At 36.8% G+C, this 24779-nt stretch carries 23 protein-coding genes and 1 pseudogene; 9 read left to right on the top strand and 15 right to left on the bottom strand.

Annotated elements, in window-relative coordinates; all coding sequences use genetic code 11:
* Positions 1 to 311: 311 nt before the first annotated feature.
* The 4 genes from ACS604_RS06390 to amvA form a co-directional block, all read right to left on the bottom strand.
* Positions 312 to 2438 (bottom strand): DNA polymerase III subunit gamma/tau, encoded by a 2127-nt coding sequence (locus tag ACS604_RS06390; protein ID WP_474770834.1) that lies wholly within the window; start codon positions 2436 to 2438, stop codon positions 312 to 314.
* 123 nt (positions 2439 to 2561) lie between these two features.
* Positions 2562 to 3194, bottom strand: coding sequence for a metalloprotease secretion chaperone CpaB (gene cpaB / locus ACS604_RS06385; RefSeq protein WP_174740548.1), 633 nt, complete (start codon positions 3192 to 3194; stop codon positions 2562 to 2564).
* Between the two features lie 21 nt (positions 3195 to 3215).
* A complete protein-coding gene (gene cpaA / locus ACS604_RS06380) occupies positions 3216 to 4997 on the bottom strand; it encodes a metalloendopeptidase CpaA (protein ID WP_312823972.1) in 1782 nt (593 codons plus the stop codon).
* 267 nt (positions 4998 to 5264) lie between these two features.
* Complete coding sequence (gene amvA / locus ACS604_RS06375; protein WP_312823970.1) at positions 5265 to 6743, bottom strand: multidrug efflux MFS transporter AmvA; 1479 nt, start codon at positions 6741 to 6743, stop codon at positions 5265 to 5267.
* 125 nt (positions 6744 to 6868) lie between these two features.
* Here amvA and ACS604_RS06370 point away from each other — a divergent pair, with 125 nt between their 5' ends.
* The gene (locus tag ACS604_RS06370) at positions 6869 to 7447 is read left to right on the top strand and encodes a TetR family transcriptional regulator (RefSeq protein WP_474770832.1); all 579 of its coding nucleotides are present in this window, start codon (positions 6869 to 6871) and stop codon (positions 7445 to 7447) included.
* Between the two features lie 47 nt (positions 7448 to 7494).
* Here ACS604_RS06370 and ACS604_RS06365 read toward each other — a convergent pair whose 3' ends face one another.
* From ACS604_RS06365 to ACS604_RS06355, 3 genes are all read right to left on the bottom strand, one after another.
* Positions 7495 to 8754 carry a serine hydrolase domain-containing protein gene (locus ACS604_RS06365; protein WP_474770829.1) on the bottom strand — a complete coding sequence of 420 codons (1260 nt, stop codon included), beginning with the start codon at positions 8752 to 8754 and terminating at the stop codon, positions 7495 to 7497.
* Between the two features lie 71 nt (positions 8755 to 8825).
* Entirely contained in the window at positions 8826 to 9680 is an 855-nt protein-coding gene (locus tag ACS604_RS06360; protein ID WP_474770826.1) for a MaoC family dehydratase, read from the bottom strand.
* Positions 9681 to 9754: 74 nt separating this feature from the next.
* Entirely contained in the window at positions 9755 to 11146 is a 1392-nt protein-coding gene (locus tag ACS604_RS06355; RefSeq protein WP_474770824.1) for a 3-oxoacyl-ACP reductase, read from the bottom strand.
* Positions 11147 to 11381: 235 nt separating this feature from the next.
* Here ACS604_RS06355 and ACS604_RS06350 point away from each other — a divergent pair, with 235 nt between their 5' ends.
* Complete coding sequence (locus ACS604_RS06350; protein WP_474770822.1) at positions 11382 to 12953, top strand: acetyl-CoA C-acetyltransferase; 1572 nt, start codon at positions 11382 to 11384, stop codon at positions 12951 to 12953.
* 65 nt (positions 12954 to 13018) lie between these two features.
* On the opposite strand, the gene aceI is transcribed toward ACS604_RS06350, so the two are convergent.
* Positions 13019 to 13453 carry a chlorhexidine efflux PACE transporter AceI gene (gene aceI, locus ACS604_RS06345; protein ID WP_005073799.1) on the bottom strand — a complete coding sequence of 145 codons (435 nt, stop codon included), beginning with the start codon at positions 13451 to 13453 and terminating at the stop codon, positions 13019 to 13021.
* A 90-nt stretch (positions 13454 to 13543) separates the two neighbouring features.
* On the opposite strand from aceI, the gene aceR reads away from it, so the two are divergent.
* The 3 genes from aceR to leuE all read left to right on the top strand — a co-directional run bounded on the left by aceR (position 13544) and on the right by leuE (position 16282).
* Complete coding sequence (gene aceR, locus ACS604_RS06340; RefSeq protein ID WP_004791696.1) at positions 13544 to 14437, top strand: HTH-type transcriptional regulator AceR; 894 nt, start codon at positions 13544 to 13546, stop codon at positions 14435 to 14437.
* Between the two features lie 131 nt (positions 14438 to 14568).
* Positions 14569 to 15558, top strand: a complete 990-nt coding sequence (gene tal, locus ACS604_RS06335) for a transaldolase (protein ID WP_238612943.1) — start codon at positions 14569 to 14571, stop codon at positions 15556 to 15558.
* Between the two features lie 73 nt (positions 15559 to 15631).
* A complete protein-coding gene (gene leuE, locus ACS604_RS06330) occupies positions 15632 to 16282 on the top strand; it encodes a leucine efflux protein LeuE (protein WP_174739738.1) in 651 nt (216 codons plus the stop codon).
* A 49-nt stretch (positions 16283 to 16331) separates the two neighbouring features.
* Here the strand turns inward: leuE and ACS604_RS06325 are convergent, their stop codons facing one another.
* Positions 16332 to 16805, bottom strand: a complete 474-nt coding sequence (locus ACS604_RS06325; RefSeq protein WP_474770819.1) for an Lrp/AsnC family transcriptional regulator — start codon at positions 16803 to 16805, stop codon at positions 16332 to 16334.
* A 186-nt stretch (positions 16806 to 16991) separates the two neighbouring features.
* Here ACS604_RS06325 and ACS604_RS06320 point away from each other — a divergent pair, with 186 nt between their 5' ends.
* Entirely contained in the window at positions 16992 to 18167 is a 1176-nt protein-coding gene (locus tag ACS604_RS06320) for a benzoate/H(+) symporter BenE family transporter (protein WP_474770816.1), read from the top strand.
* A gap of 56 nt (positions 18168 to 18223) precedes the next feature.
* On the opposite strand, the gene ACS604_RS06315 is transcribed toward ACS604_RS06320, so the two are convergent.
* From ACS604_RS06315 to ACS604_RS06305, 3 genes are all read right to left on the bottom strand, one after another.
* A complete protein-coding gene (locus tag ACS604_RS06315) occupies positions 18224 to 18667 on the bottom strand; it encodes an RDD family protein (protein WP_174739733.1) in 444 nt (147 codons plus the stop codon).
* A gap of 261 nt (positions 18668 to 18928) precedes the next feature.
* Complete coding sequence (locus tag ACS604_RS06310; protein WP_312823948.1) at positions 18929 to 19102, bottom strand: hypothetical protein; 174 nt, start codon at positions 19100 to 19102, stop codon at positions 18929 to 18931.
* Positions 19103 to 19277: 175 nt separating this feature from the next.
* Positions 19278 to 19505: a hypothetical protein gene (locus ACS604_RS06305; protein WP_312823946.1), complete on the bottom strand. Its 228-nt coding sequence runs from the start codon at positions 19503 to 19505 to the stop codon at positions 19278 to 19280.
* Positions 19506 to 19795: 290 nt separating this feature from the next.
* On the opposite strand from ACS604_RS06305, the gene ACS604_RS06300 reads away from it, so the two are divergent.
* Together ACS604_RS06300 and ACS604_RS06295 are read left to right on the top strand one after the other, a co-directional pair.
* On the top strand, positions 19796 to 20239 hold the full coding sequence (locus tag ACS604_RS06300) for a universal stress protein (protein ID WP_004791681.1): 444 nt from the start codon (positions 19796 to 19798) through the stop codon (positions 20237 to 20239).
* 261 nt (positions 20240 to 20500) lie between these two features.
* Positions 20501 to 22087, top strand: a complete 1587-nt coding sequence (locus ACS604_RS06295; protein ID WP_174732565.1) for an ATP-binding cassette domain-containing protein — start codon at positions 20501 to 20503, stop codon at positions 22085 to 22087.
* Positions 22088 to 22152: 65 nt separating this feature from the next.
* On the opposite strand, the gene ACS604_RS06290 is transcribed toward ACS604_RS06295, so the two are convergent.
* The 3 genes and pseudogenes from ACS604_RS06290 to ACS604_RS06280 all read right to left on the bottom strand — a co-directional run bounded on the left by ACS604_RS06290 (position 22153) and on the right by ACS604_RS06280 (position 23863).
* Positions 22153 to 22581: a DNA breaking-rejoining protein gene (locus ACS604_RS06290; protein WP_151963069.1), complete on the bottom strand. Its 429-nt coding sequence runs from the start codon at positions 22579 to 22581 to the stop codon at positions 22153 to 22155.
* Between the two features lie 22 nt (positions 22582 to 22603).
* Positions 22604 to 22702 (bottom strand): annotated as a pseudogene (locus ACS604_RS06285) (hypothetical protein); the annotation flags it as partial.
* Positions 22703 to 22750: 48 nt separating this feature from the next.
* Complete coding sequence (locus tag ACS604_RS06280) at positions 22751 to 23863, bottom strand: OmpW/AlkL family protein (protein ID WP_174732789.1); 1113 nt, start codon at positions 23861 to 23863, stop codon at positions 22751 to 22753.
* Positions 23864 to 24245: 382 nt separating this feature from the next.
* Between ACS604_RS06280 and ACS604_RS06275 the strand changes: the two genes are divergently transcribed.
* Complete coding sequence (locus tag ACS604_RS06275) at positions 24246 to 24752, top strand: GNAT family N-acetyltransferase (RefSeq protein WP_443273182.1); 507 nt, start codon at positions 24246 to 24248, stop codon at positions 24750 to 24752.
* The last annotated feature ends 27 nt before the right edge of the window (positions 24753 to 24779 follow it).

The following is a 24779-nucleotide window of genomic DNA, read 5'->3' as shown; positions in this document are numbered from 1 at the left end:
TTATTATTTAAGTTTATGGAGCACAGCGCATTACAGGCTTTTTACCTGTTTCTGGTGCATTCGAGTTATCATTTGATGAGTCGTTACAACCACTCAGCAGAATCGCGCTGATTAATAAGAAATATGAGTATTTAAAAGAAGTTATTCCAGTGCATTGCCTTTTCATTGCTGTATACAATCCATTTAAAATCTAAAATGGCTAACATAGAAAAGTACAATGACAGTGACATGACCCAAATATTTCAATCCAATGAAGAATATGAAAACTCTATTATTTTCATATTCTGCACCAGATCAAAAATCAGATGAATTTAAGGCTTTAATTGAATATTTTGTAGTTCGCCATCAAAAGTTTCTATGAGACTCTTAATGACAGGTTGTTGCTGTAATAGCTCAGCAGCTCTGTGAAACGCTTTTTCTTTACGCGCACTTTGAATGGTATATGGTGTAGATGTATTCAAAGCACCATATTCAACTGTAAATTGAGTATTCGGCCATTGCTCATTTAATGCATCAATGAGGCCTTGCTGTAACTGGGTCAGCATATTTTCATATTCTTGAGGAATATGGAAAATAGTATTGCCACCAATTTCACCAGTCATCACACCATGCTGCGCAAGTTCTTGAACAGCTGGAGAAAGCTGACTATTTCTAAACCAATACTCCCACTTTTCAAGTGTCCATTCACCTTCTAAAACTTGAGGAGCCAGCTTCAAAATATCTTGAGGCATCAGCTGCTCGTTATCAGTTCCGCTAGGCTCTTTCACAACTGCAACTGTTTCTGTTTCAACCATTACTTCAGCTTGCACAAATGACTGTTGTTCAATAACAGGTTCAGAAACAAGATCAGGCGTATCTTGGGCCAACGAAAACTCAGCGTTAGGCGTTTCAAATAAACCCACAGGCTCAGCAGTGAAAGCTGGTTCAGGTTCATTATTTTTAGTTTGGACTTCTGCCTGAACTTGTACTAACTTTTGTTCTGGTACAGGAATGAAATCTTCTTCCAGAACACTAACAGTCTCGTGAACAACTGCTGACTCAAGTCCAATCAACTCATGATGATTTGGGTCAAATACCATTAAATCCTGATTAGACTGAGGTTCAGGTTCAGGTTCAGGTTCAGGTTCAGGTTCAGGTTCAGGTTCAGGTTCAGGTTCAGGTTCAGGTTCAGGTTCAGGTTCAGGTTCAGGTTCAGGTTCAGGTTCAGGTTCAACCATAGCGAGTTGACTAATAACTTCAACAGGCTGAACAGCATTTACAGGAGCAATCTTTTGAACTTTTTCTTGGACTTGGCGATTCACCACCGCTTGTCCATTTTGCTGAACAGGCTCTGATACTAAAATTTCATTTGGCGCTAAAGGACGGAATGCCAATAAGCGTAAAACGCACATTTCAAAACCTTGCTCTTGCGTTACGGCAAGTTGCAAGTCTGAACGACCTTTACAGGCAATTTGGTAATAAAGCTGCAAATCTTGAGCAGAAATCAGCTTAGACAGTTGCATGATTTTGCGATTGATTTCATCGCTATATTTCAAACTCAAATCAGGTAAATATTGCAAAATTGCCAATTCATGCAATGTCGAAATCAACTGATCAAGCACAAGTGAAACATCTAGCGCTTGATGTCTAAATTGTAATAAAAGCTGACTAACTTTCTCACGTTGATTCTGATGAATCGCTAGAATCAAATCATAAATAATCGTACGGTCAATCAAGCCAAGCATTTCTTTAACATCTTGATGATGTACCGAACCCTGCCCGTAAGCAATCGCTTGGTCAGTTAAAGATAATGCATCACGCAATGAACCTTGAGCAGATTCAGCAATTTGCCAAATTGCATCTTGATCAGCAGCAATCTGTTCTTTTTCAAGAATAGTGCCAAGGTGCTTGGTAATTTCATCGACAGCTAAAGGTCGTAGAGTAAATTGCAAACAACGTGAAATGACCGTAATCGGTAGCTTTTGTGGGTCAGTCGTAGCAAACAGAAACTTAACGTGTTCTGGTGGTTCTTCTAGTGTTTTTAATAACGCATTAAAAGAATGCGTAGAAAGCATATGTACTTCGTCAATCAGGTAAACTTTAAAACGACCTTGCGTTGGCGCATAAGGAACGTTGTCTAAAAGTTCACGTGTATCTTCTACTTTTGTTCTTGAAGCAGCATCGATTTCGATCAGGTCAATAAAACGGCCTTCATTTACTGCTTTACAGGTTGCACAGACTTCACATGGTGTAGAAGTCACACCCGTTTCGCAGTTCAAACACTTGGCTAAAATACGTGCAATTGTAGTTTTACCTACACCACGCGTTCCTGTAAATAAATAAGCATGGTGAAGACGACCGCGTTCCAATGCACTACTTAATGCACGAGAAACATGGTTTTGTCCCACTAACTCATTGAAATTACGTGGACGGTATTTTCTAGCAAGTACTTGATACATGTATGCTCCTTTTTACAGGCATAAGCATACTTTGTTTTTAAAAGAGTGTGAACGCATAAAGCTCATATCCGTACAGATAAACTGCGAACTGACTTCTTTTCTCTACTAGAACCATTTATTTGTCTAAGGATGATCATGATGTAGCTCTTGATCAGTTACACCTTCATCCATGGTTTGCACTAGCCCCACACCATCCTTAATTTCAGCCGAATAATTTCCTTTCTCGGTAAAAATCTGCATGATCGTATAGTGATCTTTTTGACTTTGAGTAATAGTAAAGAAATTCTGATTTGGATCGCCCTGATCAAATTTTCCAGTCCACCGAACAATATCTTGGTCAACAGGTTCGATCTCTACAATTTCCCCTGTGCGATTAATGCCATATTCCAACATTTGGAACTTAACAGTGTCACCCACTTTTTTAAGTTCAATCACATTTGGATCATATTTAATGACCATACCTTTAGCATTTTTAAGCAGCGGAAAATTAACATTCGAAGGTAATTGATCCTTTTCTATTTCATTAAAAACAATCTGTTGCCTAGACAACTTTTCCTTTTCTGACGGACTCAAATTCAGCATATTTTGACGAGCAAATTCATTTTGGCGATCTGCGACTTTTGTCCCAGACTCTTGCCGACTTTCTAAAGGCGACGTTAAAGCAGAAGAGCTTTGCTGTGAAAAAGCAAACCAGATTAAAACTGCTAACGCCATGCAAGCGATAGCAGTTCCTATTAATAATTTATTTTTCTTCATTATTTACGGCTAAAATAGAAATTAGTTATATAGAGAAATTTTCTGCGCATTCAAGTTAATGACACTGACAGCATCTATCTTCCCTTCTTCACCTAAACGTACACCATATTTAGGGTTATACAGATACGGACTCGAATAGAAATTAATATTATTACCACCCATTGCAGTACTTCCTAACGGATGGGCAAAACCTGAACCAATGTTGGTTGAACCATTATGGTACAGACCAAGATTATGCCCGACTTCATGACGCATGGCCGCGAAAGAACAACCTGCAATATCATTTGCACCAATCATGTTATATGCAGAAGCATTGATCCAAGCCCAACCACAACCGCCATCACCTAGTTCATTACCTTGATAATAAACACCGTCTGCCAATACACGTTTACGCTCATTTTGTACCGTCGTGTCATCTCGTCCAGTAGAAATTGCTTCTTTCAAAGTACTAGCAGGGATTTTATAAGTTAAATAGCCAACATCTCTTAAGTAAAAACGTGCATTTGAATTTTCAGCGGTTAAGTTTGTTAGATTTACGCCTTCAATCATTCTAAGTTTTGCAGCGCTCTCTCCTAAAATTGAATTTACTTCTGGGCTAGAAACTAACAACATATCAATTGTATAACTATCTACTGTCCAGCCTTGAGCTGTGTAAATAAAACGGCGATTTTCACCATTTTTAATTGCAGTAGACAAGCCATTAGCAGCATTAATATAAGTGTCTGCCGATGCATTAGACACAATAACCACCTTATCCCCAACTTGAGCTTTAGCGGGTAGTTGCAAGGTCGGCTGCCAATTTGATGTAGACAGCTTCACCTTTAAAGTGGGCTGAGTCATATTCGGTAAAGTTGCAGGGATTGTTGCCGATGAATCAATCACCTTTGTTGGTGAAGAGATCAGCTGCCAATATCCTTTATCACTTACATACATAAACTCATATTGATCGCCTGTTTTAAGCGTTAAGGTCGCTTGGCTATTAATATTTGTATTATTAATTTTTGCAGACCAAGTCGCTGTAGACTTGATAATAATTCTATCTCGATCACTTGCAGTGGTAGGTAGAGTGAAATTCGAAACCCAGTTTCCATCTCCAAATGAAACTTCCGTTAGCGGACTACTTACCGTGGCTAAAGATGTTCCAATTTGCTGAACATTTAGCTTATGAGGCTTTATATATTCTGGCACCCATTTTCCTAAAGCAGAATAATATTTAAACCAATATTCAGAGCCATTTTTTAATGTAAAACTGCTCGGGAATAGTAAATTTGTTTTATCAATCTCCGAACTTGCACTTGCTGTAGAAACAACTTGTACGGTTGTTCCATCACGTACGTCACTCGGTAATGCAATGGTTTGTGCCCATTTGTCATTTTGAATGAGTACTTTTTGTATCGATGCAGTTGTTAATGGAACGACTTCATAAGTCGCACCATTGGTAGGACTTACGGTCGCTAACTGAGCGATCCATTTATTTTGACTGCTATTAAAGATGAATTGATAAACATCTCCGCTATTTATTTTTAATACTTCTAACGGAATATTCGTATTAGAAGTATCTAAATAACTACTATAGGCGGCACTAGAACGAATTGTAATCTTGTCCGAATTATTAGCGCTTGCCGGTAAAGAGAGATTTTTGACCCAATTCCCATTTGCTAAAGAAAATTCTAAATCTGAATAACCAGATGGAATCGATCCACTATTATTATTCTGATTTGGTGAAAGTACAGTTGCGGCATATACAAGCGAAGATGCAACAATTGCTCCAATAATGAGTGATGTTTTTAATTTAAAATTCACAGCGGCCTCTTTTATTTGTTTTTAGATTTTTCGTGTAGCAGATTAACAAACCATTTTTTTACAGTCAATTTTTGATCAATTCATTTTTTATTAAATTTCAATTACATGAACACTGAATCATTTTGAAATAAAAACATGAAACCTATTAAAAAATAGTTTTTTTATGAGAATTAAATAACCAATTTTCGATATGAAGAAAATATTGAAAAAGATATTTAAGGATAAAAAGAAAAATAGTCTCTCTTTTTATCCTTTATTTTGAGTTTCTTAATTTACTTTCTTTGGAAAGCTAAACCAGACAAATACAGTTAAAAGGAAGAAACAAATGGCGGAGATTGTAAGCACCCAACTATGCGCATAGCTAAAAGCTTGCTGAGCAACTGCAATTAATTGCCCTCCCAAAGGGCTCTCAAGGTTAGAAGCTAATTGCATGGTTTCACCAATCGAGATACTCGCTTTTTCAATTAAGTTCGACGGAAGCTCTGCTGGCAAAATAATTGAGCGGCTATAAAACCAAGACAACATTAACCCGAAAATAGCGACACCTAAACCAGCGCCAAGTTCATAGGCCATACCTTCAATCGCACCTGCTGCACTTGCCTTTTGAGGTGGGACGGATGACATAATCGCAGCAGTTGAAGCCAGTAAGGCAATTTCAATGCTGAAGCCTAAAAAGATCATGCACGTCCACGCTAAGAAGTGATCGGTCGAGAAGTTAAGCTGGGCAAGCCCCCATAGACTAAATCCACTTATTAAAATACCAACAGTAGATACAAGTCTAAGCCCCCATTTATTTAAACAGATTCCAGCTAATGGGCCACCTAAACTAATCGCGATCATGAATGGAATAATAAACATGGCTGCCTGTAAGGGAGAAAACCCATGCACAAACTGCAACTCTTGAGACAAGAGTAATTCAAACCCAACCAAGGCAACCATGGAAACCACAGCCATGACAATACTGGTAGAAATGACTGGATGTTTGAATAACTCCAGATCAATCATTGGCGTGGTCGTTCTTTTTTGACTTCGAATGAAGTGGATTAAAGTACTTATACCAACCACAAACATCACAACCGTGAGCACCGAAAAGTTATACATTGCCGATTTGATTGAATAGATCAGGCTTAAAATGGCTACAACCAAAATTAAAGCTTGCCCTAAGTTAATTGGCTGATCAGTTTTCTCTTGTTGTTTAGGAATGATCATCGCGATCATGACAAGAACTACTAAAATAATCGGAATGTTAATGAGGAATACTGCTCCCCAATGGAAATGTTCTAGTACAAAACCACCAACCAATGGACCAAAAGCTGCTCCACCACCACCCACTGTAGACCAAAGACCAAGTGCAAAATTTCTCTGCTTCTCTTCGGTAAAAGCATTACGGATGCCTGATAAAGTGGCAGGAATAAGCATCGCTGCCCCTAGACCTAAAACAGCACGGGAAGCAATTAAGGCGTAAGCTGTTGGAGAAAAAGCCGCGGCTAATGAACCGACTCCAAAAATTGCAGTTCCAATAAATAATAATTTTTTAAAGCCAATACGATCACCAAGTGCACCCATCGGTAAAATCAAACCCGCCATAATCAGTGAATAAATATCTATGACCCATAAAAGCTGATTGGCAGTTAAATTTAATGCTGCACTTAAAGATGGTGTTGCAACATGCATCACCGTTGCATCAATCGTAACTGGTAAATATATAAGGACGATAATTGTCAGGATTAACCATTTTTTTTGCATAACGCTCTTCAATATCCAAAACTTGGACATGTGTTCAAATCATGGTTATTATATACACAATTGGACACTTGTCCAACTTTTAAATTTAATGTAATTTGTGTCGAATTCAGTCAGGTGAAACAAACATGGCCTATCTTAATCGCGATCAACGCAGAGAAATGATTCTGCAAGCCGCCATGCAAGTTGCTTTGGCTGAAGGTTTTGCAGCCATGACAGTACGTCGAATCGCAACAGAAGCACAAACCTCTACCGGACAAGTTCACCACCACTTTTCTTCAGCATCTCATTTAAAAGCTGAAGCCTTTTTAAAGCTGATGGAACAGCTTGATGAAATTGAACAAACTCTCCAAACAACCAGCCAATTTCAAAGAATCTTCATTTTATTGGGTGCAGAAAACATCGATAGACTTCAGCCTTATTTACGATTATGGAATGAAGCTGAACTCTTAATTGAACAAGATATTGAAATACGAAAAGCTTATAACCTTGCTATGCAGAGTTGGCATGAAACGATTGTGCAGGCCATTGAATATGGCAAACAAGAAGGTGAATTTAAAAACATATCCAACTCAACAGACATTGCGTGGCGACTCATTGCGTTTGTCTGCGGATTAGAAGGTATTTATCAACTTGGTTTACACGGTTTAGCTGAAGAAGACTTCAAGCGTCATACCGAAGCAATTATTCGTCTAGAATTATTATAAATATTGAAGCTGGCATTAATTAAAATACCAGCTTTACAACACTAAAATTAGAACCAACCTTTACGGCCTTTTAAAATTTGGTCAGTGCAACGTAAGGCTTCTTGAGTAAGCCCCCACAAACGGTAATCACCCGTGATTGAACCAATTTGAAAGTTATGAGTATAGGCAAAACTCAGGTCGCGCTCAGGATCGCACCACGCCCCTGAACCATTGTAACCAATATGTCCAAAGCCATTTTTAGCGCGTTTACCCATGGTAATAATGCGATGATATCCTAAGCGCCAATTCATCGGAATTGGCATGACACGATCACGTGCATAACTTTGAATGGTACTGAGCTCTTTAAATACTTCTAGGCGAATAAGTTGCTGTCCATCCCACTCACCGTGATTTGCCAGCATCGCATAAATTTTAGCAAGACTATTTGCAGTAAACGTACCGTTCGCCGCCGGAATGACTGCTTGCAATCCCTCATCACTAAAGAAACTAAAATGCTTCATTCCTTTTGGAATCATGGCATCCTGAAAGTCTTGTGGGTCCTGTCCAGTCCACGTAATCATTTTCTCAGAAAGTGAACTTTTACGCGGCTGAGGTTTGTTAGTTTTTTCAACTTGGGGAACCGCTGTTTTTTCAGGTTTTGGTTGAATAATTAAACGTGCTACACGGTCTAGCTCACTTGCAGGCGTACCAAAATAAGCGCCGTCTAACTGCAAAGGCTCAACTAGATATTTTTGCATGAGCAGATCTAAAGATTGACCAGTTGCTTTTTCAAGTACTCCACCGACAAGCCAGCCAAATGTTAAAGCTTGATACGCATTGCCCTCTCCGGCAAGGAATCTAGGCTTAGTCGCTGCAATCACATTTAACATATGAGACCAGTCGAGCATTTCTCTTGCACTTTCGATAATATTTCGAACATCAAACATACCACTTTGATGACTTAGCACATGGCGTAAAGTCATTTGCTCTTTACCATTTTGAGCAAACTCAGGCCAATAAGTCGCAATCGGTTTGTCGTATTCTAAAAAACCTTCACTTACTAAAATATGCGCTAAAGTTGCAAGTACACCCTTACCTGTAGAGTAGCAAACTGCCAAAGTTTCAGGTTGCCAAGCTTCATTTTGTGATTTTAGACCGGTGTAGATATCTACAACTTTCTGGCCTCTAAAATAAACCGCTAATGCAGCTCCACCTTGTCCTGTTCTAGCATCTTGAAGACGGCTAAATTGGTGGGCTAAATCAATAAAACGTTCATCTAAAATACCGTGATAGTTATGGGTATCGGCCAATAAAATTTCTTTAATCACATGAAGTTCCTTGCATTTTTTGTTATTTTGCTCAAAAGCAGCCCAAACATCTGTTCAGGCTGCTGATATTTTTATAATGATTTTACAGTTCCTGCAACATGCGGTTTTTGTGATTTGGCATTACGAATCAAGAAATCAGTCTTTTTATCTGCATTTGCAGTTAAAAACTCAACTTTTGACGGTAAGAACATTGGTAGCTTAAACCATACATCTGCTTCATAAGCATTTGGTAATTCAAGGTTCGCTAGTGCTTTAGCTTTGCTCCACATGCCATGTGCAATTGCTTGCTTAAAGCCAAATGCTTTTGCTGTAATAGCATGAATATGAATTAAGTTAAAATCACCAGACACTTTCGCATAACGGCGGCCTGTGTTTTCTAAAATATTCCACTCAGCCTTTGGAACATAAGCTGGTGCTTGTTCTTCTTTGGCTTTCTCACCTACTCTTTTCTCAACTTTTTGGCGAGATAAATAAGTCGTTAAGCCTTCCATTACCACTTCATTGCCAACTTTAGCCGTGGTAATAAAGTCAAACTGAACACCTTTATCATGCGGTTTTAGTTCCCCAAATTTGCATGACAAGGTTAGTTTTTCAGTTACACCAATTGGTCTGGTTTGTTTAATCTGGTTACGGATATGAACTAAACCTAAAATTGGAAATGGAAATGCTTCTGCTGTCATCATGTGCATTTGCAAACTTTGAGAAAGCACAGCCAAATAAATTGCGGGTACAAAGCCATTATTTTGAAAGCCACATACTTCGTTATAAGCTTTAAGATGACTCTGATCAATTTCTAGACTATCTACCACATATTCAACTTGCGGTAAGATTTTTGGACCTTTCGGCTTTTTAAAAATTAAACCTTGTACCACTTTTGGGTAAGCTAATGCCGCTTTTGGTAACTGGCTAAAATGACGAGTATTCATACCTAACCTTTTATAATTTATAGATTCTTGAATAAAAAAGGGATGCACAAGCACCCCTTTTTAGCTAAAAGTGCTTAAGCGCCCAACAAGCTTTGACCACACACACGTACAACGTTGCCGTTTACGCCTGTAGAAGCAGTTGATGCAAACCATGCAATCGTTTCTGCTACATCAACAGGTAAACCACCTTGTTGCATTGAGTTCATACGGCGACCAGCTTCACGAATTGCAAATGGAATCGCAGCAGTCATTTGTGTTTCAATAAAGCCAGGTGCTACTGCGTTAATGGTAATACCATTTTTTAAGATAGGTGCAGTAAATTTAACTAGACCAATCACACCAGCTTTAGATGCAGCATAGTTGGTTTGACCAAGGTTACCAGCAATACCACTAATTGATGATACACAAACAATGCGGCCATTTGCATTTAGACCATCGTTTTCTAATAAGTAGTCATTTACGCGTTCAGCAGCAGACAAGTTAATGTTAATTACCAACTCCCAAAGCTCTGGCTTCATGTTTGCCAAAGTTTTGTCACGAGTAATACCTGCGTTATGAACGATAATATCTAAACCGCCTTGTTTAGCCGCAGCAGTTTTAATTTTTTCACCTGCATCAGCAGCAGTAATGTCAATTGCCAATGTAGAACCACCAATATCAGTAGCTACACGGTCAAGGTCAGCTTGTTGTTGTGGTACATCTAAACAAATAACATGAGCGCCATCACGTGCAAGCACATGTGCAATTGCCTCACCAATACCACGGCTTGCACCAGTTACTAACGCCGTTTTACCAGCAAGCGGTTTTGCCCAATCAACATCAACCACATCTGCTTTAGACACACGAATTACTTGACCAGACACATAAGCTGAACGTGGAGAAAGCAAGAAACGTAAAGTTGATTCAAGGTTTGCAGCAGCACCTTCGTCTACATAAACAACTTGAGCAGTAATACCCTTTTTAAACTCTTTACCTACAGATTTGATAAAGCCTTCAAGTGCACGCTGAGCAATCGCCTGTTTTACAGTTTTTGCAGTTTCAGGCGTTGTACCAATCACAATTACACGACCAGAAGTTGCAACTTGACGTGCAATCGGATTAAAGAATTTATAAAGTTCGTTTAACTGTTCTGAGTTTTGAATACCAGAAGCATCAAATACGACTGCTTTGAATTTTGATTCTTTGTCGCCTGCATTAAATGGGCGTAAATTTAAACCAACTTTTGCAGCTTCTTGCTGTAATGCAACATTATTGCCTACATAGCTGTCAGCATGAATATTGCTAAGTACTTGTGCAATCGCACCAGACAATACACTTGATGGCGCTGCGCCAACCAATACTGCACCATTCACTACTGGCTGAGCACTTTCAAAACGCTCTAATGCAACTGGCGATGGTAAACCCAGATTTTTAACAACAAATTTACCAATAGGAGATTGTGTAAATGCTTGGTATTGATCAGTCATGATTATTATCTCTCAAAGAAATGAATTTTCTACGACAGGCTTCATTATGTTATGAGATGAATAGCAACAATATGAAATCAGTCGTTCATTAGAGTTACTCCAAATCATACTTGAGTTCATCTTTGGATGTCTTGACCTGAATGCTATCTACAATGTCATTCTAGTCAATACAGGTCTATTTGAATTGTGTTAATGTAGCTTATAAGAATATCGTTAATATGCTTGGAAAAGCCTTATGAGCAAGACAACTCAAGAAAATCCAGCAGTCGAGAATTCTGCTGAGGAAAAAGTGTCAAATACATCAAAGCCGGCTTCTAACACGGCTAAGCGTAACAGCACAACTCCTAAAGCAGCAACTAATACTCCAAAAACGACACGTACTCGTTCAACGACTGCACCTGCACGTAGCCCTCGTAATAAGAGCGCTGCTACAGCAACCTCATCTACATCTTCTAATAATGTAGTTGCAGCACCAAAAGCAACAAAAACCAAAACTTCTGTTCAACAGGATAAAACCATGAGCCAAAACACTGTTCGCCGCGTTGCAATTATTGGTGGCAACCGTATTCCATTTGCACGTTCAAATACTGCTTATTTTAAAGCGTCTAATTCTGACATGCTGACAGCAGCATTGAATGGTTTGGTTGAGCGCTTTAACTTACAAGGTAAGCGTATTGGTGAAGTCGTTGCGGGTGCTGTTTTAAAACATAGCCGTGACTTCAACATGACTCGTGAAGTTGTATTGAGCACAGATCTTGCTCCTGAAACTCCTGCTTATGACATTCAAATTGCTTGTGGTACAGGTTTACAAGCTGCTTTTGTTGTTGCAAACAAAATTGCACTTGGTCAAATCGATGTAGGTATTGCAGGTGGTGTAGACACAACTTCTGACGCGCCGATTGCTGTAGGTGATGGTTTACGTAAAGTTTTACTTGAGCTCAATGTTGCTAAGACTGGTAAAGATCGTCTTAAAGCATTAACAAAAATTGATTTTAAAAAACTACTTGATGCACCAAGCAATGGTGAACCACGTACTGGCCTTTCAATGGGTGAGCATCAAGCAATCACTGCATTAGAATGGGGTATTACTCGCGAAGCGCAAGACGAATTAGCTGCAAGCAGCCATCAAAAACTTGCTGCTGCTTATGAACGTGGTTTCTTTGATGACTTAATGACTCCATTCTTAGGTCTTAATCGTGACAACAACTTACGTGCAGACAGCACAGTTGAAAAACTTGCTAAATTGAAACCAGTTTTCGGTAAAGGCGAAACTGCGACAATGACAGCAGGTAACTCAACTCCGTTAACTGATGGTGCTTCTGTTGTCTTGCTTGCTTCTGAAGAATGGGCAAAAGAAAATGGCCATGAAGTTTTAGCTTACCTTTCTTTCTCTGAAACAGCAGCTGTTGACTTCATTGGTAAAAATGGTCCTAAAGAAGGCTTATTGATGGCTCCTGCTTATGCAGTACCTCGTATGCTTAAGCGTGCAAACCTTAAACTTCAAGATTTTGATTTCTACGAAATTCATGAAGCATTCGCATCTCAAGTGTTGTCTACATTGAAAGCTTGGGAAGATGAAAAATTCTGTAAAGAACGTCTTGGTTTAGATGCACCTTTAGGTTCAATTGATCGCTCTAAACTGAACGTAAATGGTTCATCTTTAGGTGCAGGCCATCCATTTGCTGCAACTGGTGGCCGTATTTTAGCAACTGCTGCTAAATTGATTAATCAAAAAGGTTCAGGCCGTGCATTAATCTCGATCTGTACAGCAGGTGGTGAAGGCGTTGTAGCAATCGTAGAGAAATAATTTTACGATTCACCTTTAAAAAAAAGCACCCTGATGGGTGCTTTTTTAGTTTAACAACTTAATTTTTAATGAAGTGATGCTGCTTTAGCATCTGGGAAAAACTTATCTTCGATATGGTCATAACACCACTGGAAAATAAAGGTATAAACCAAAATACATAAGGTTAAACCAATATCTAAAATAAGTGCATCAATGACACTCATCTGAAGCATATATGCAATCATCGGTACTGTTGCAATCAACAAGCCGCCTTCAAAACCAATGGCATGTAAAATCCGAACAGGGATCGTTCTTTCCCAATTATATTTATGCTCTACTTTTTCGAAATAGTGGTTAAAAATCATATTCCAGAAAACTGAAACAACTGCCATAAACACACCGAGTGTTCCGGTTACATCCATTGGCATATCAAAAATAAAACTTAATGCAATCGCAATGATGACCAATAAAATTCCTTCATAACTGATTGCATGAATGAGCCTTCTCTTGGAAATCAACATTTTTAAATACTCAATAATAACTTGGATAATGTGCATTTTATTTTTATAATATTGATTAATCCAATCAGGTTCTTTCAGTTTTTTTGACAGATGAATATTAATCAAGAACAACTACTCATGTTTCAGGCCGTGATTGAAACAGGCTCTTTTTCAGCAGCAGCGCGAAAACTGGGTAAAGTCCCCTCTGCTGTAAGCATGTCTATTGCCAACTTAGAAATTGATCTAAACCTGACTTTATTTGACCGTAAAGGCCGTGAACCCGTCCCTACTGACGAAGCACGGGTATTATACGAAAAGACATCTCAACTTTTAATTGAGATGAATCAATGGAAACAACACGCTCACGCGTTAAGTACAGGGTTAGAAGCCAATTTAACTCTTGTGATTGTCTCTGAACTTTTACACACCAATTGGACCGACTATATTTGTCTTTTAGAGAGCCGCTTTCCAGACCTACAAATTAATATTGTGTCTGCCCCTCAAGAAGATGCACTTCAAATGCTATTAGATGGCTCTGCCCAACTTGCACTGATGTTTGAACGCGAACACCTAGATAACAGAGAACAATTTGTAGAACTTAAACGTGAAGCTTTAATTCCGGTAATTTCAAATAGCCATCCCCTCGCAAGCCAAAATCAGGTTTCTTATGAACAAATCCTTACTACACGACAAATTGTAGTTGCAAGCCGAGATGAGACTTTAAAACCTGAATTGCTATTTTCGAAACATTACTGGCGTACAGACAACCACCACTCTGCTTGTTTAATGATTTTACGCAATCTAGGTTGGGGTGTTCTTCCTCAAGAAATGTTTAAAGAAAACCCTGAATTAAAAAACAAGCTTAAAGTATTGGATTTATTAGATTTCACTCCAAGATTTGAATATTACGTCGACTTAGTATGGAGCCGTGAAAGTGAACTTGGTGCGGCTGCCAGATTCCTAATTGAATATATCCGTAAGCAACGAATGCAACAGACACCTTAAAATTATTTCAATTGAGATGCAGAACCTAAACGTTTTTCTTTGAAATATAACAATTGATATATCGACAGCATGAATAGACTTTGTGCTATAAAAGAAAACATAAGATTTATTACTGAAGATGTTGAATATCAATGACTCATACAGCACTTGACCAATTAAAAACATTAACGACCGTTGTTGCCGATAGTAGTGACCTTGATGCAATTCGTAAATTTCGTCCATTAGACGCGACGACAAACCCTTCGTTGATTACGGCAGCAGCAGAACAACCTGAAAGTAAAGAGCTGATTGAAGATGCTTATTATCAAGCCAAAGAAGAAGGCTATAGCAACGATGAGTTAATCGAAAGAACGATTGATATTTTGACTGTAAAATTTGGCGTAGAAATTTTAAAACTCATTGAAGGTCGTGTTTCTACAGAAGTTGATGCTGCACTTTCATACAACACTGAAGCAACCATTAAAAAAGCACATGAATTATGTGAACTTTACAAAGGTTATGGTATTGATCAGTCACGTATTCTGATTAAAATCGCGTCAACTTGGGAAGGTATTCAAGCTGCTAAAGTACTTGAAGCTGAAGGGATTGCTTGTAACCTCACTCTCCTTTTCGGTTTGCATCAAGCTCAAGCTTGTGCAGATGCAAAAGTTACTTTAATTTCTCCGTTTGTAGGCCGTATTTTAGACTGGTACAAAAAGGCCGAAGGTGTAGACGCTTACCCAATCGAAAAAGACCCAGGTGTGGTTTCAGTTAAGAAAATCTACACTTACTACAAACAGCAAAATATTCCTACTCAAGTGATGGGTGCGAGCTTCCGTAGCATTGATCAAGTGCTTGGTCTTGCAGGATGCGATTTGCTAACGATCTCTCCTGGTCTACTTACTCAGCTTGAACAAGATACGCGTACAGTTGATGCAGCTCTTGATGCGACTAAATCAAAACAAGCAGAGGCTATTGTTAGACCAGCTCAAAATGAACAAAGTTTTAAAGATGAACTTAATCATGACTTAATGGCATTCCAACTTTTACAAGGTGGCGTTGATGGCTTTATTAAAGCCCGTGACCAATTAAGTTTTTTATTACGTCAATCTTTTGGAATTGATGCGGAAATTAAACCTTAAAAAACTGCACTTTTCATACAAAATCACCGATTTTTGTTATCATGGCAAAAATCGGTTTTTTATTGGGTTTCTCGTGTTCGGCATAACAGATCTAACAACATATATTATTGGTACATTCCTAATTGTGTTATTGCCAGGACCCAACTCTCTTTATGTGATGTCAATTGCTTCACGTTACGGAATTAAAACTGGATATATGGGCGCATTGGGTATTTTTACCGGCGATCTCATTTTAATGTTGTGTACCGTACTAGGAGCTGCGTCTCTACTTAAAGCATTTCCATGGGTATTTGTTATTCTTAAATTAACAGGTGCACTTTACCTATCTTATTTAGGCTTTAAACTCTTACAAGGCAGTATTCAACGCTGGAAACAACGTAATCAACCACAACCAGAAATGGCTGATTTACCTGCTTTAGATAAAATTCATCCTTATAAAACAGCACTCAGTATTAGTTTACTTAATCCTAAAGCGATTTTATTTTTCCTATCTTTCTTTGTTCAATTTGTTGAACCCGACTATGCCTATCCCGCTCTAAGCTTTTTAATTTTAGCGGTTATTTTACAGGTGATTAGTTTTAGCTATTTAACAGCATTAATCTTCTCTGGAATTAAACTTTCAGCATTTTTTAAACAAAACCATAAAATTGCAGCCAGTAGTATTTTTTTAGTCGGAATTCTATTCTTCGGATTCGGTCTAAAACTAGCAACCTCAACAATCTAATCATCTTTACCTATCCGTTTGCACTATAAAGTTAAAACAAGATGAGCTGTTAAAATGCCAGCATGCCATCTGTTTTAACTTCATTGAGCACAAAAAATGTTCTGACCTGTCTTACTCCAGGTAAGGCAATAATCTTTTCACTATGGAATCGGTTAAACGCAGCTAAATCTTTAACACGAATTTTTAGAAAATAATCGACCTCTCCCGCCACCAGATAACACTCTAGAACATTTTCCAAATCACCTGATGCTTGTTCAAATGCCTGAAAGCTATCAGGCGTGGAGCGATCTAAAACCACACCAACGAGTACTACTGTATCACGTTGCACCAAGCTCGGATTGATCCGAGCGCGTACATCTAAAATTGCTCCAATCTTAAAAAGACGCTGTGTGTGATTCCAACAAGATGAAGTACTTATGCCTACAAGCTTAGCTAATTCGGCATTACTTAAGCGCCCATTTTCTTGTAATGCACGCATAATTTTCAATTCGAGTGGTGATAAATTCTCAGCCTGCTCTTCCATAAAACAATATTCCAAATTTAGTGTTATTTATGGAAGAAATAATATCATTATTCAAAATTTTAAAAATATTATTTCCATTTTAGGTTAAAAATAGAAAGCACCTTCTTTAAAAAAATTGTTAGATTTACCTTGCTGAAAACAAAGGCAGAAACATATTAATTTTTCAGGGATTTAGAACATTTAGTTATGCAAAAGATTCTTCAAGATTTTTCAATTCCAGCCGTATTTGCTGGATTTATTACTTTTTTAATAGGTATTAGTGTTTCGGCCATTTTAGTCATTCAAGCTGCTCAAGCTTTAGGTGCTTCACCTGAACAAATTACCTCATGGTTTTGGGCTTTAGGTTTGGGTCTTGGTTTATCAGGACTTATTCTTTCGTGGAAATTTAAATACCCTGTAGCAACTGCATGGTCAACTGCTGGTCTCGCTTTAATTATTGCAACTGGCGGTGGATATAGCATAAATGAAGCAATTGGTGCTTTTTTAGTGGTTGGTGTACTGACAGCGATTTTAGGTTTTTCTGGAATTTTTCAAAAAGCACTTTCATATATTCCGCAAAGCTTAACTAGTGCCATGCTTGCAGGCGTTTTACTCAAATTTGGTATTTCACTTTTCGCCAGTTTACAAAATGATTGGGCATTCGTTTTATCTTTGCTCGTCATTTATATCATTACAAAAAGATTATGGCCGCGTTATAGCATCGTGTTCACAGCTCTTGCTGGTGTTGTGCTCTGCCCTGTGTTTTTAGACTTTCATATGCCTACACTTCACTGGTCTTTGGCTAAACCTGTTTGGATTAGTCCTGTCTTTAGCTGGTCGGCTCTTTTAGGATTAGCATTACCTCTTTTTGTGATTAGTATGGCTTCGCAGTATTTACCCGGTATTGCCATGATTAAAAGTTATGGCTATAAACCACATGTTAACCAACTCATTGGCTGGACAGGTTTAACCCAAGTTTTGCTTGCACCTTTTGGTTGTTACAGCGTCAATATTGCTGCGATTAGTGCAGCTGTATGCCTTGACGATCAAGTTCATCCTGACCCAAGTAAACGTTATATTGCTGGCATGAGTTCTGGTTTTTTCTATGCATTGATGGGACTATTTGCAGCAACACTCACAAGCTTACTCATGTCTTTTCCCCATATCTTTATTGTAGCTTTAGCTGGTATCGCATTACTTGGCACCATTAGCCATAACATTGCACTTGCATTTGGCCCTGTTGAAGACCGTGAAGCTGCATTATTTACCTTCTTATGCAGTGCTTCGGGCATTCAATTTTTTGGTATTGGCTCAGCCTTTTGGGGACTTATTGTCGGTCTTATTGTGTTTTTAGTACTTAAATTTAAGGTCAAAAAAAGTTAATAAAAAAGCGTTCATAGCTCCTTTTTCAATGCCATGAACGCTTTTCAATCTTATTTTTATAGCTCTCTTACTACCACTGATTTTGCCATTTTGTCATGCCAGCCTTGTTTTTTAGCATCAAATGCGACCCAAAAAAGACCAATACCAAACACTAAAATTGACGGAATATAGCCAACATATCGAATAATACTCTGCGTGACTGTTAGCTTATTACCTGTTTTTTCATCTAAAACTTTTAATCGCATCAATCGTTTACCTGGAGTACCGGCAAAATACAGCCAACATAAAACTGAATACAATAAAGGAAATGCATAGTTCACGATCAAATCGAACCAATAATTTTGTGGCTTAGTACTTAAACCTGTGGCAAAGACTAAGTCGTAATCCCCTTGATAAAAAATCCATGCTGCAGGAATAATAGCCAAAAAAAGAATAAGAGTATCAATGATCATTGCACCAAATCTTAACCAGAACCCTGCATACTCATACTTATAAGTCATGCTCACCTCGCTTTGTTATTGTTTAATAGCTAAAAACGCTTTTACAATTTTACTTTTATCCTAAATGAAACTTTTTTATTTTTAAATACTTAAATAAATTTAAAATATTCTACTTTTATATTTTATTGTAATAATGCTGATCAAAAAAACGTTATTGCATCAATATTCATCAAAAAACTAATATTTTTAGAACTGAATTTTTTCATTTCAGTTCTATTGGAACAATTTTATAGGAAATTAAAATATAAAATCATATTATATTTATTTCCAAAATAAAATATCTAATTTAAACTCTTTTTTTAATAATAATGCTGCAAATAATAGAGCTAAACCAATAACAATTAAAAAAACACTTAAAGTGACTATTGCATAAACAATAGCTACACTGCCTAATATAGCTAAAACATAAAATATAATTACACTGAATGTCGGCATTTCAATTTATTCCACTACTTAAAATAAAAGCAATTTATTCTATCGAGTTTATAAACGATTGCTGTTTTCAAATGTTGGCTACACTATTAATTTGTATCATCATACAATAATCATGTTATTAAATATATTTAGTGTTACTTTGCTTTAATAACAAGTGATGAAATTCACATAATTTTTAATTAATTTCAAAATAATGTTTTTCAGTGATGAGCTTAATTTTTAGATTTTTATATAAGCGTTCTTTTGAATCTTCAAGTGAAGGGACAACTTTTTCTGCAAATTTATCTTCGGTCATCAGTCTGGCATAAGTTTTATAGCCGATAACTAACTTTTCGGGTTCTTTGCCTGTTTGACGGAACTCTTCAATAAGTTTATTAACTTTCTTTGCTGTTAAATCAGCCATTTTCCTCTCTCTCCCCTTAATTCACTATTTTGTTATACGGTTTCTATATGACAGAAATATGAATAGTAATTTTTTGTAATTTTCATGTAAATATTGTCGATTATTTAGCAATGCCACCTAAACGCCATCACAATCAATAAAAAAATAAACACAAACATATGATTTAAAATAAATTTATTTAATTTCTCTTTCCTACGACTGAATAGATGCTTACCGTGAATGAAATATGTTAATCTTTAATTAATAAATGCTTCATACATATAACAACTGTAAATAAGAGGAATAACATTATGAATTACCAACATATTATTGTACCAGTCGATGGTTCGGAAATTTCTTTAGCGGCAGCAAGACAAGCAGCTCATATTGCAAAAGCTTTTGGGAGCAAATTGACCGCTATTAGCTTAGTTGCGGTAGATCCTTTTAGCGGTGTAGATTTTTATTACATCTCACCTGTTGTAAAAGATTATTTTGTTGAAGCACGAGCAAATGCAGAAAAAACACTCGCAACTGTAAAAGCTTTATGTGCCGAAGAAGGTATTGATGCCGAAACTCAAATCATCCAAGGTGAAATTTCTTCAGATGGTATTTTAAAAGCTGTAGAAGGCTTAGGTTCCGATTTGATTGTGATTGGTTCTCATGGTCGCAAAGGCTTCCAAAAACTTATTTTGGGTAGTTTTGCTCAAGATGTTTTAAACAGTACAAAAATTCAGGTATTGGTTGTAAAAGAATAAACTTTTTAGATGCAAAAAAACCCAATCCAACGATTGGGTTTTTTAACAAAATAGATTGCATAAATTTTACACTAATCAAAAATCCAGCTAGAATAGTTTCTTATTCTTCCAATTTCGTGAGTCACACCAATGAAGTAAGTCTTTTTTCTCATCAATTTTTCTTTTTTTGATGTGCAAAATAGACTATTTTTTTGTGATTTAACGTCTCTGCTTAAAACTACTTTTCCTATTTTGTACATCCTGTATTTATGAGGTTTTTTTATGACTCAGCAGGCATGTGTAATATCACAACTCTCTTTAGAATTTCCATCTAAAGTCATGTTTCAACAACTAAATTTTAATCTTGAATCGCATCAATTATCTGCTTTAATTGGCCGTAATGGTCAAGGCAAATCTTTGCTTATGCAAATGTTAAATCAGACGCTTAAATCAGATTCAATTCTGACATCTGGGCAAATATCTTGGCATGTAAAGCATGTATATTTACCTCAGTTGCATCGTTTAGCAGCACAGACCATTGCCGAAGCATTAGATATCTTAGATGTTTATCATGCTTTTAAAAGAGTTGAACAAGGTGTTGCTAACTTCGATGATTATGATTTGTTAGACGGTAAATGGGATCTGCCAACCTTATGGAATAATTTATTGGAGTCTGCGGGTTTACCAACAGATTTAGACTTTCCAGTGAAAAATCTAAGCGAAGGTCAAAAAACCAAATTGGCATTAAGCTGTTTATTTCTAAAATCAGATCACTACTTGCTACTTGATGAACCTAGTAATCATCTAGATCAGCAATCTAGAAAATGGTTAATTGATCATTTGAGGAAACACCCAGCAGGTGCGCTTATCATTAGTCATGATCGTAGTTTACTGAATGAAGTAGACCATATTTATCATTTGAATGAACATGGGTTACATCACACAACGGGAAACTATGAAAAATTTTATGGCCAGTACCAAATTCATGTTGCAGCTTTAGAGCAATCTGTTCAACAAGGCCAACGCGACGTTAAACACATGAAGCAAAAGCAGCATGAAGTATTAATGAAAGCTCAAAAACGTGAACGTGCTGGCAATAAGTTAAGAGAATCAAATTCTCAAGCCAAAATTTTGCTCGACTTTAAAAAGGAACAAGCAGGCCAAAGTATTGCTGCTATACAGTCTCAGCACCAACGACAAATTTCGAACAGTCAAAATGATTTAACAGACAAAAAAATGCGTCTTGAAACCGTCAAGCCACAACAGTTTGTCTTCCCCACTTTTCACAAGAAATCTGGAGAAATTCTTCGCATTAAAAAACTTAAACTGAAATATGGAACGCAAAAACCCATAGATTTAGCGGTACAGGCAGCCGAAAAAATTCACGTAACCGGTCAAAATGGTATTGGTAAATCGACACTACTCAAAGCAATTCAAGCTCAAAACAAACAGCCATGTGACAGCATTCACTTATTTGTAGAGTGCTTTTATCTGGACCAAAACTTTAGCTTTTTATGTGATGAAATGACGGTGATTGAAAATCTAACCCACATGAATAGTGAGCTTTCAGAACTAGAATGGCGAAATCTATTAGGTCAACTTCGAATTCGAGGTGATAAAGGTACACAACTTTTATCTCAGCTCAGTGGTGGTGAAAAACTCAAAGTAGCCTTATTGGCGCTTAGCCAGATACATCCTACCCCTGAACTCTTGTTATTAGATGAACCAGAAAATCATTTAGATATTGAATCTAGAGAACTATTAGCTACCGCTATTCAAAGCTATGAAGGCGCTGTATTACTCATTTCACATGATCAAACTTTTGTTGAAAGTTGTGCTATTCATGAGTCTTTTTCTTTAGCCGATTAATCTTTATTGATGTCTTTTTCAAATTTACTAGTTCTCTTTTGAGAACTAGTAAATTCTAGCAACCATTATTTTTTTACTTTATTTAATATTTCAATTTCTAAATTATATGTCACAGTTTTATTTTTACGAGCACTATTTCGCATTTGATAAACTTGAACAATATAATCTCCATCAACTGGTAAAGTAAGTTCACCTTTAGATCCTACAGTTGAACCAATTAATAATGCCTTATCCTTGCCGGGCTTTTTACCTGGGGCAAAAATATTAACATAGGCTAAATTACCAAGACTATTAATATTGAATTTCAATATTTGACCATTCTTTGCATAAACTCTATATCTCACATCATCATAACTATGAAATTTTCCAGTTAATGTGGTATGAGTAGAACCTTGTAAAAAATTAACTTTTTGCTCAACATTTTTAGCTAAAACTGTGAATGATGCAGTTGAAATTAGCGTAGATAACAATAAAGTTTTAATGATTTTTTTCAATTTATAATCCTCAAAAATATTTTTAAATTATTATATTAAAATATTTTTTATAGAATTTTACTTTATGTATGAGTTTAACAAGTAATAGTTATTTTTTATAATTAGTAACAAATAAGGTATCTCAAAGTTTAAATATGATTAACTCCGAGATACCCTTTTTTAAAAAATATTAGAATCGATAACCTACCCCTAAATAGGTAATCAGTGGGTCAATATCAACTTTTGTTGTGGCATGTATTAAGCGAGTCCCCGTATTTTGATTGATGACATCAATTTGGGCATTGTTACTTAACTTTGCATAAGACACAGAAGCTACCGTATACCATGAATCATTAAAATCATAGGTAAAACCAGCGGTAAAAATAGGCGCTATCGAATCATCTGCATCGACATTAACGACCATTTTTCCACTCGATTCTTTTCGGTCTAAAGCCGCTCCAGCTTTGCCATCCAACACGTTTTGGATCATATGGCCTGCAGACACTAAATCAGAACGAATGCCATCGTTGAGTTTAATATCATTAAAATGAGCATACATTAAACCCACTCCAACATACGGTCTAAACTTATTTACCCCACTTTTACCAAACTGATATTGTGCTTCTATGGTTGGCGTCCATGCTCGAATAGTTGCAGCTTTAGATTTATTGCCTAGGTTGGTAATAGGAATCGCCTGACCTAAAGTAAAGCCATCAGGGAAAAGGTATTTCACTAAGTCATTAGGAGACATTGCGATTCCACTTAACGGTGCTAGGATCTCTCCTTTTCCTTTAACATCAACTTTAGGTGGAATTCCGCCAATAAATTGTAAAGACACATTGTCATTCAGATAATAGTTAAATGTTAAACCTAATGTGTCTACATCATCGACTTCTAGTCCCGCATCTTGCTGTTGCCAGTTTTCCAATCCCTCAATTCGTGCTGTACCAGCAACTTCAGCTAGAATATTACCCTTACCATCGGTAAGTTGCTCTTGGATTTCGGGTTGGGCTAGAAACTCTGTAAGGGTTTCTTTTAAATTCCAAACCTCTCCACCCATATCAGTCATAGTGGCATTGGGATCAATAGAGTTTAAAAAACTTGTTGTTGAAATAGTGCCGACTTTAGCTTCTGTTCCATTTTTAACTGCGGTATTAATATTAAATGGATTAGCTTTACCCTGTGGCATTACATGTAGCCAACCAGCAGAGACAGAGAATCTTTTAAATTCCTGCGCATAACTCATGCTTGTGATTACAGATAATGAACTCAATATTGCTATTTTTATTACTCTTTTTTTCATTTTTATTCCATCCTAGAAATATATTGCTGATTTTGCAATATAGATATGGAATATAGCCAAGTTGCCTTTTTTATCAATAAGTATAATTTTTAAACAAAATTGATTTAGATAAATTTATCAATTTATCTCTTTAATTACATGAAATAGTTATCCAATTTTTCTGACGAATGACATAATTAAAATTAAAAACAATTTAACGAACGGTAAAATAACTAAATAGAATTAGTCTTATTTGACTAGCTGTTATGCTTGAGTTATTTAAATTAGAATCTAACTAGACTTTTAATTTTCGTTTATAGACATTTCAATAAAAACCTACGAAGAGAGCTTATCTAAAGAAGTTACCTCGTATAGCTAATCAATAAATCTGGAAGAATTTTTAATGAATATTATTATTCGTGATGAACAAAATGAGGATATCGAAGCGATCGAAAACCTAACTAAAGCAGCTTTTCAAAATGCTGAGCACACGAGTCATACCGAACATTTTATTGTTAATAGTTTAAGAAACCACGGTCAACTCACTATTTCTCTGGTGGCAGTTGAAGACGGTTCTATTATCGGGCATGTTGCTATTTCTCCAGTTCAAATAAGTTCAGGGGAAATAGGTTGGTATGGTTTAGGCCCTATTTCAGTTCATCCAGATAAACAAGGGCTGGGTATTGGTTCCCTTCTGATGAATAAATCACTAGAAAAATTAAAAAACTTAGGTGCAAAAGGATGTGTTTTATTAGGTGATCCCAACTATTACAGCCGCTTTGGTTTTAAAAACTATCCTGAGCTAATTTTACCTGATGTACCGAGTGAGTATTTCCAAGCCTTAAGCTTCTCAGGTCATTTTGCTAAAGGCTATGTAAACTATCATGAGGCATTTAATGCAACGCAATAATAAAAATTATTATCTTTCAAAAGAAAA

The sequence above is a fragment of the Acinetobacter sp. Li1LvA2 genome (genome assembly GCF_056156705.1).
This window is presented reverse-complemented; position numbering and strand designations above follow the sequence as displayed.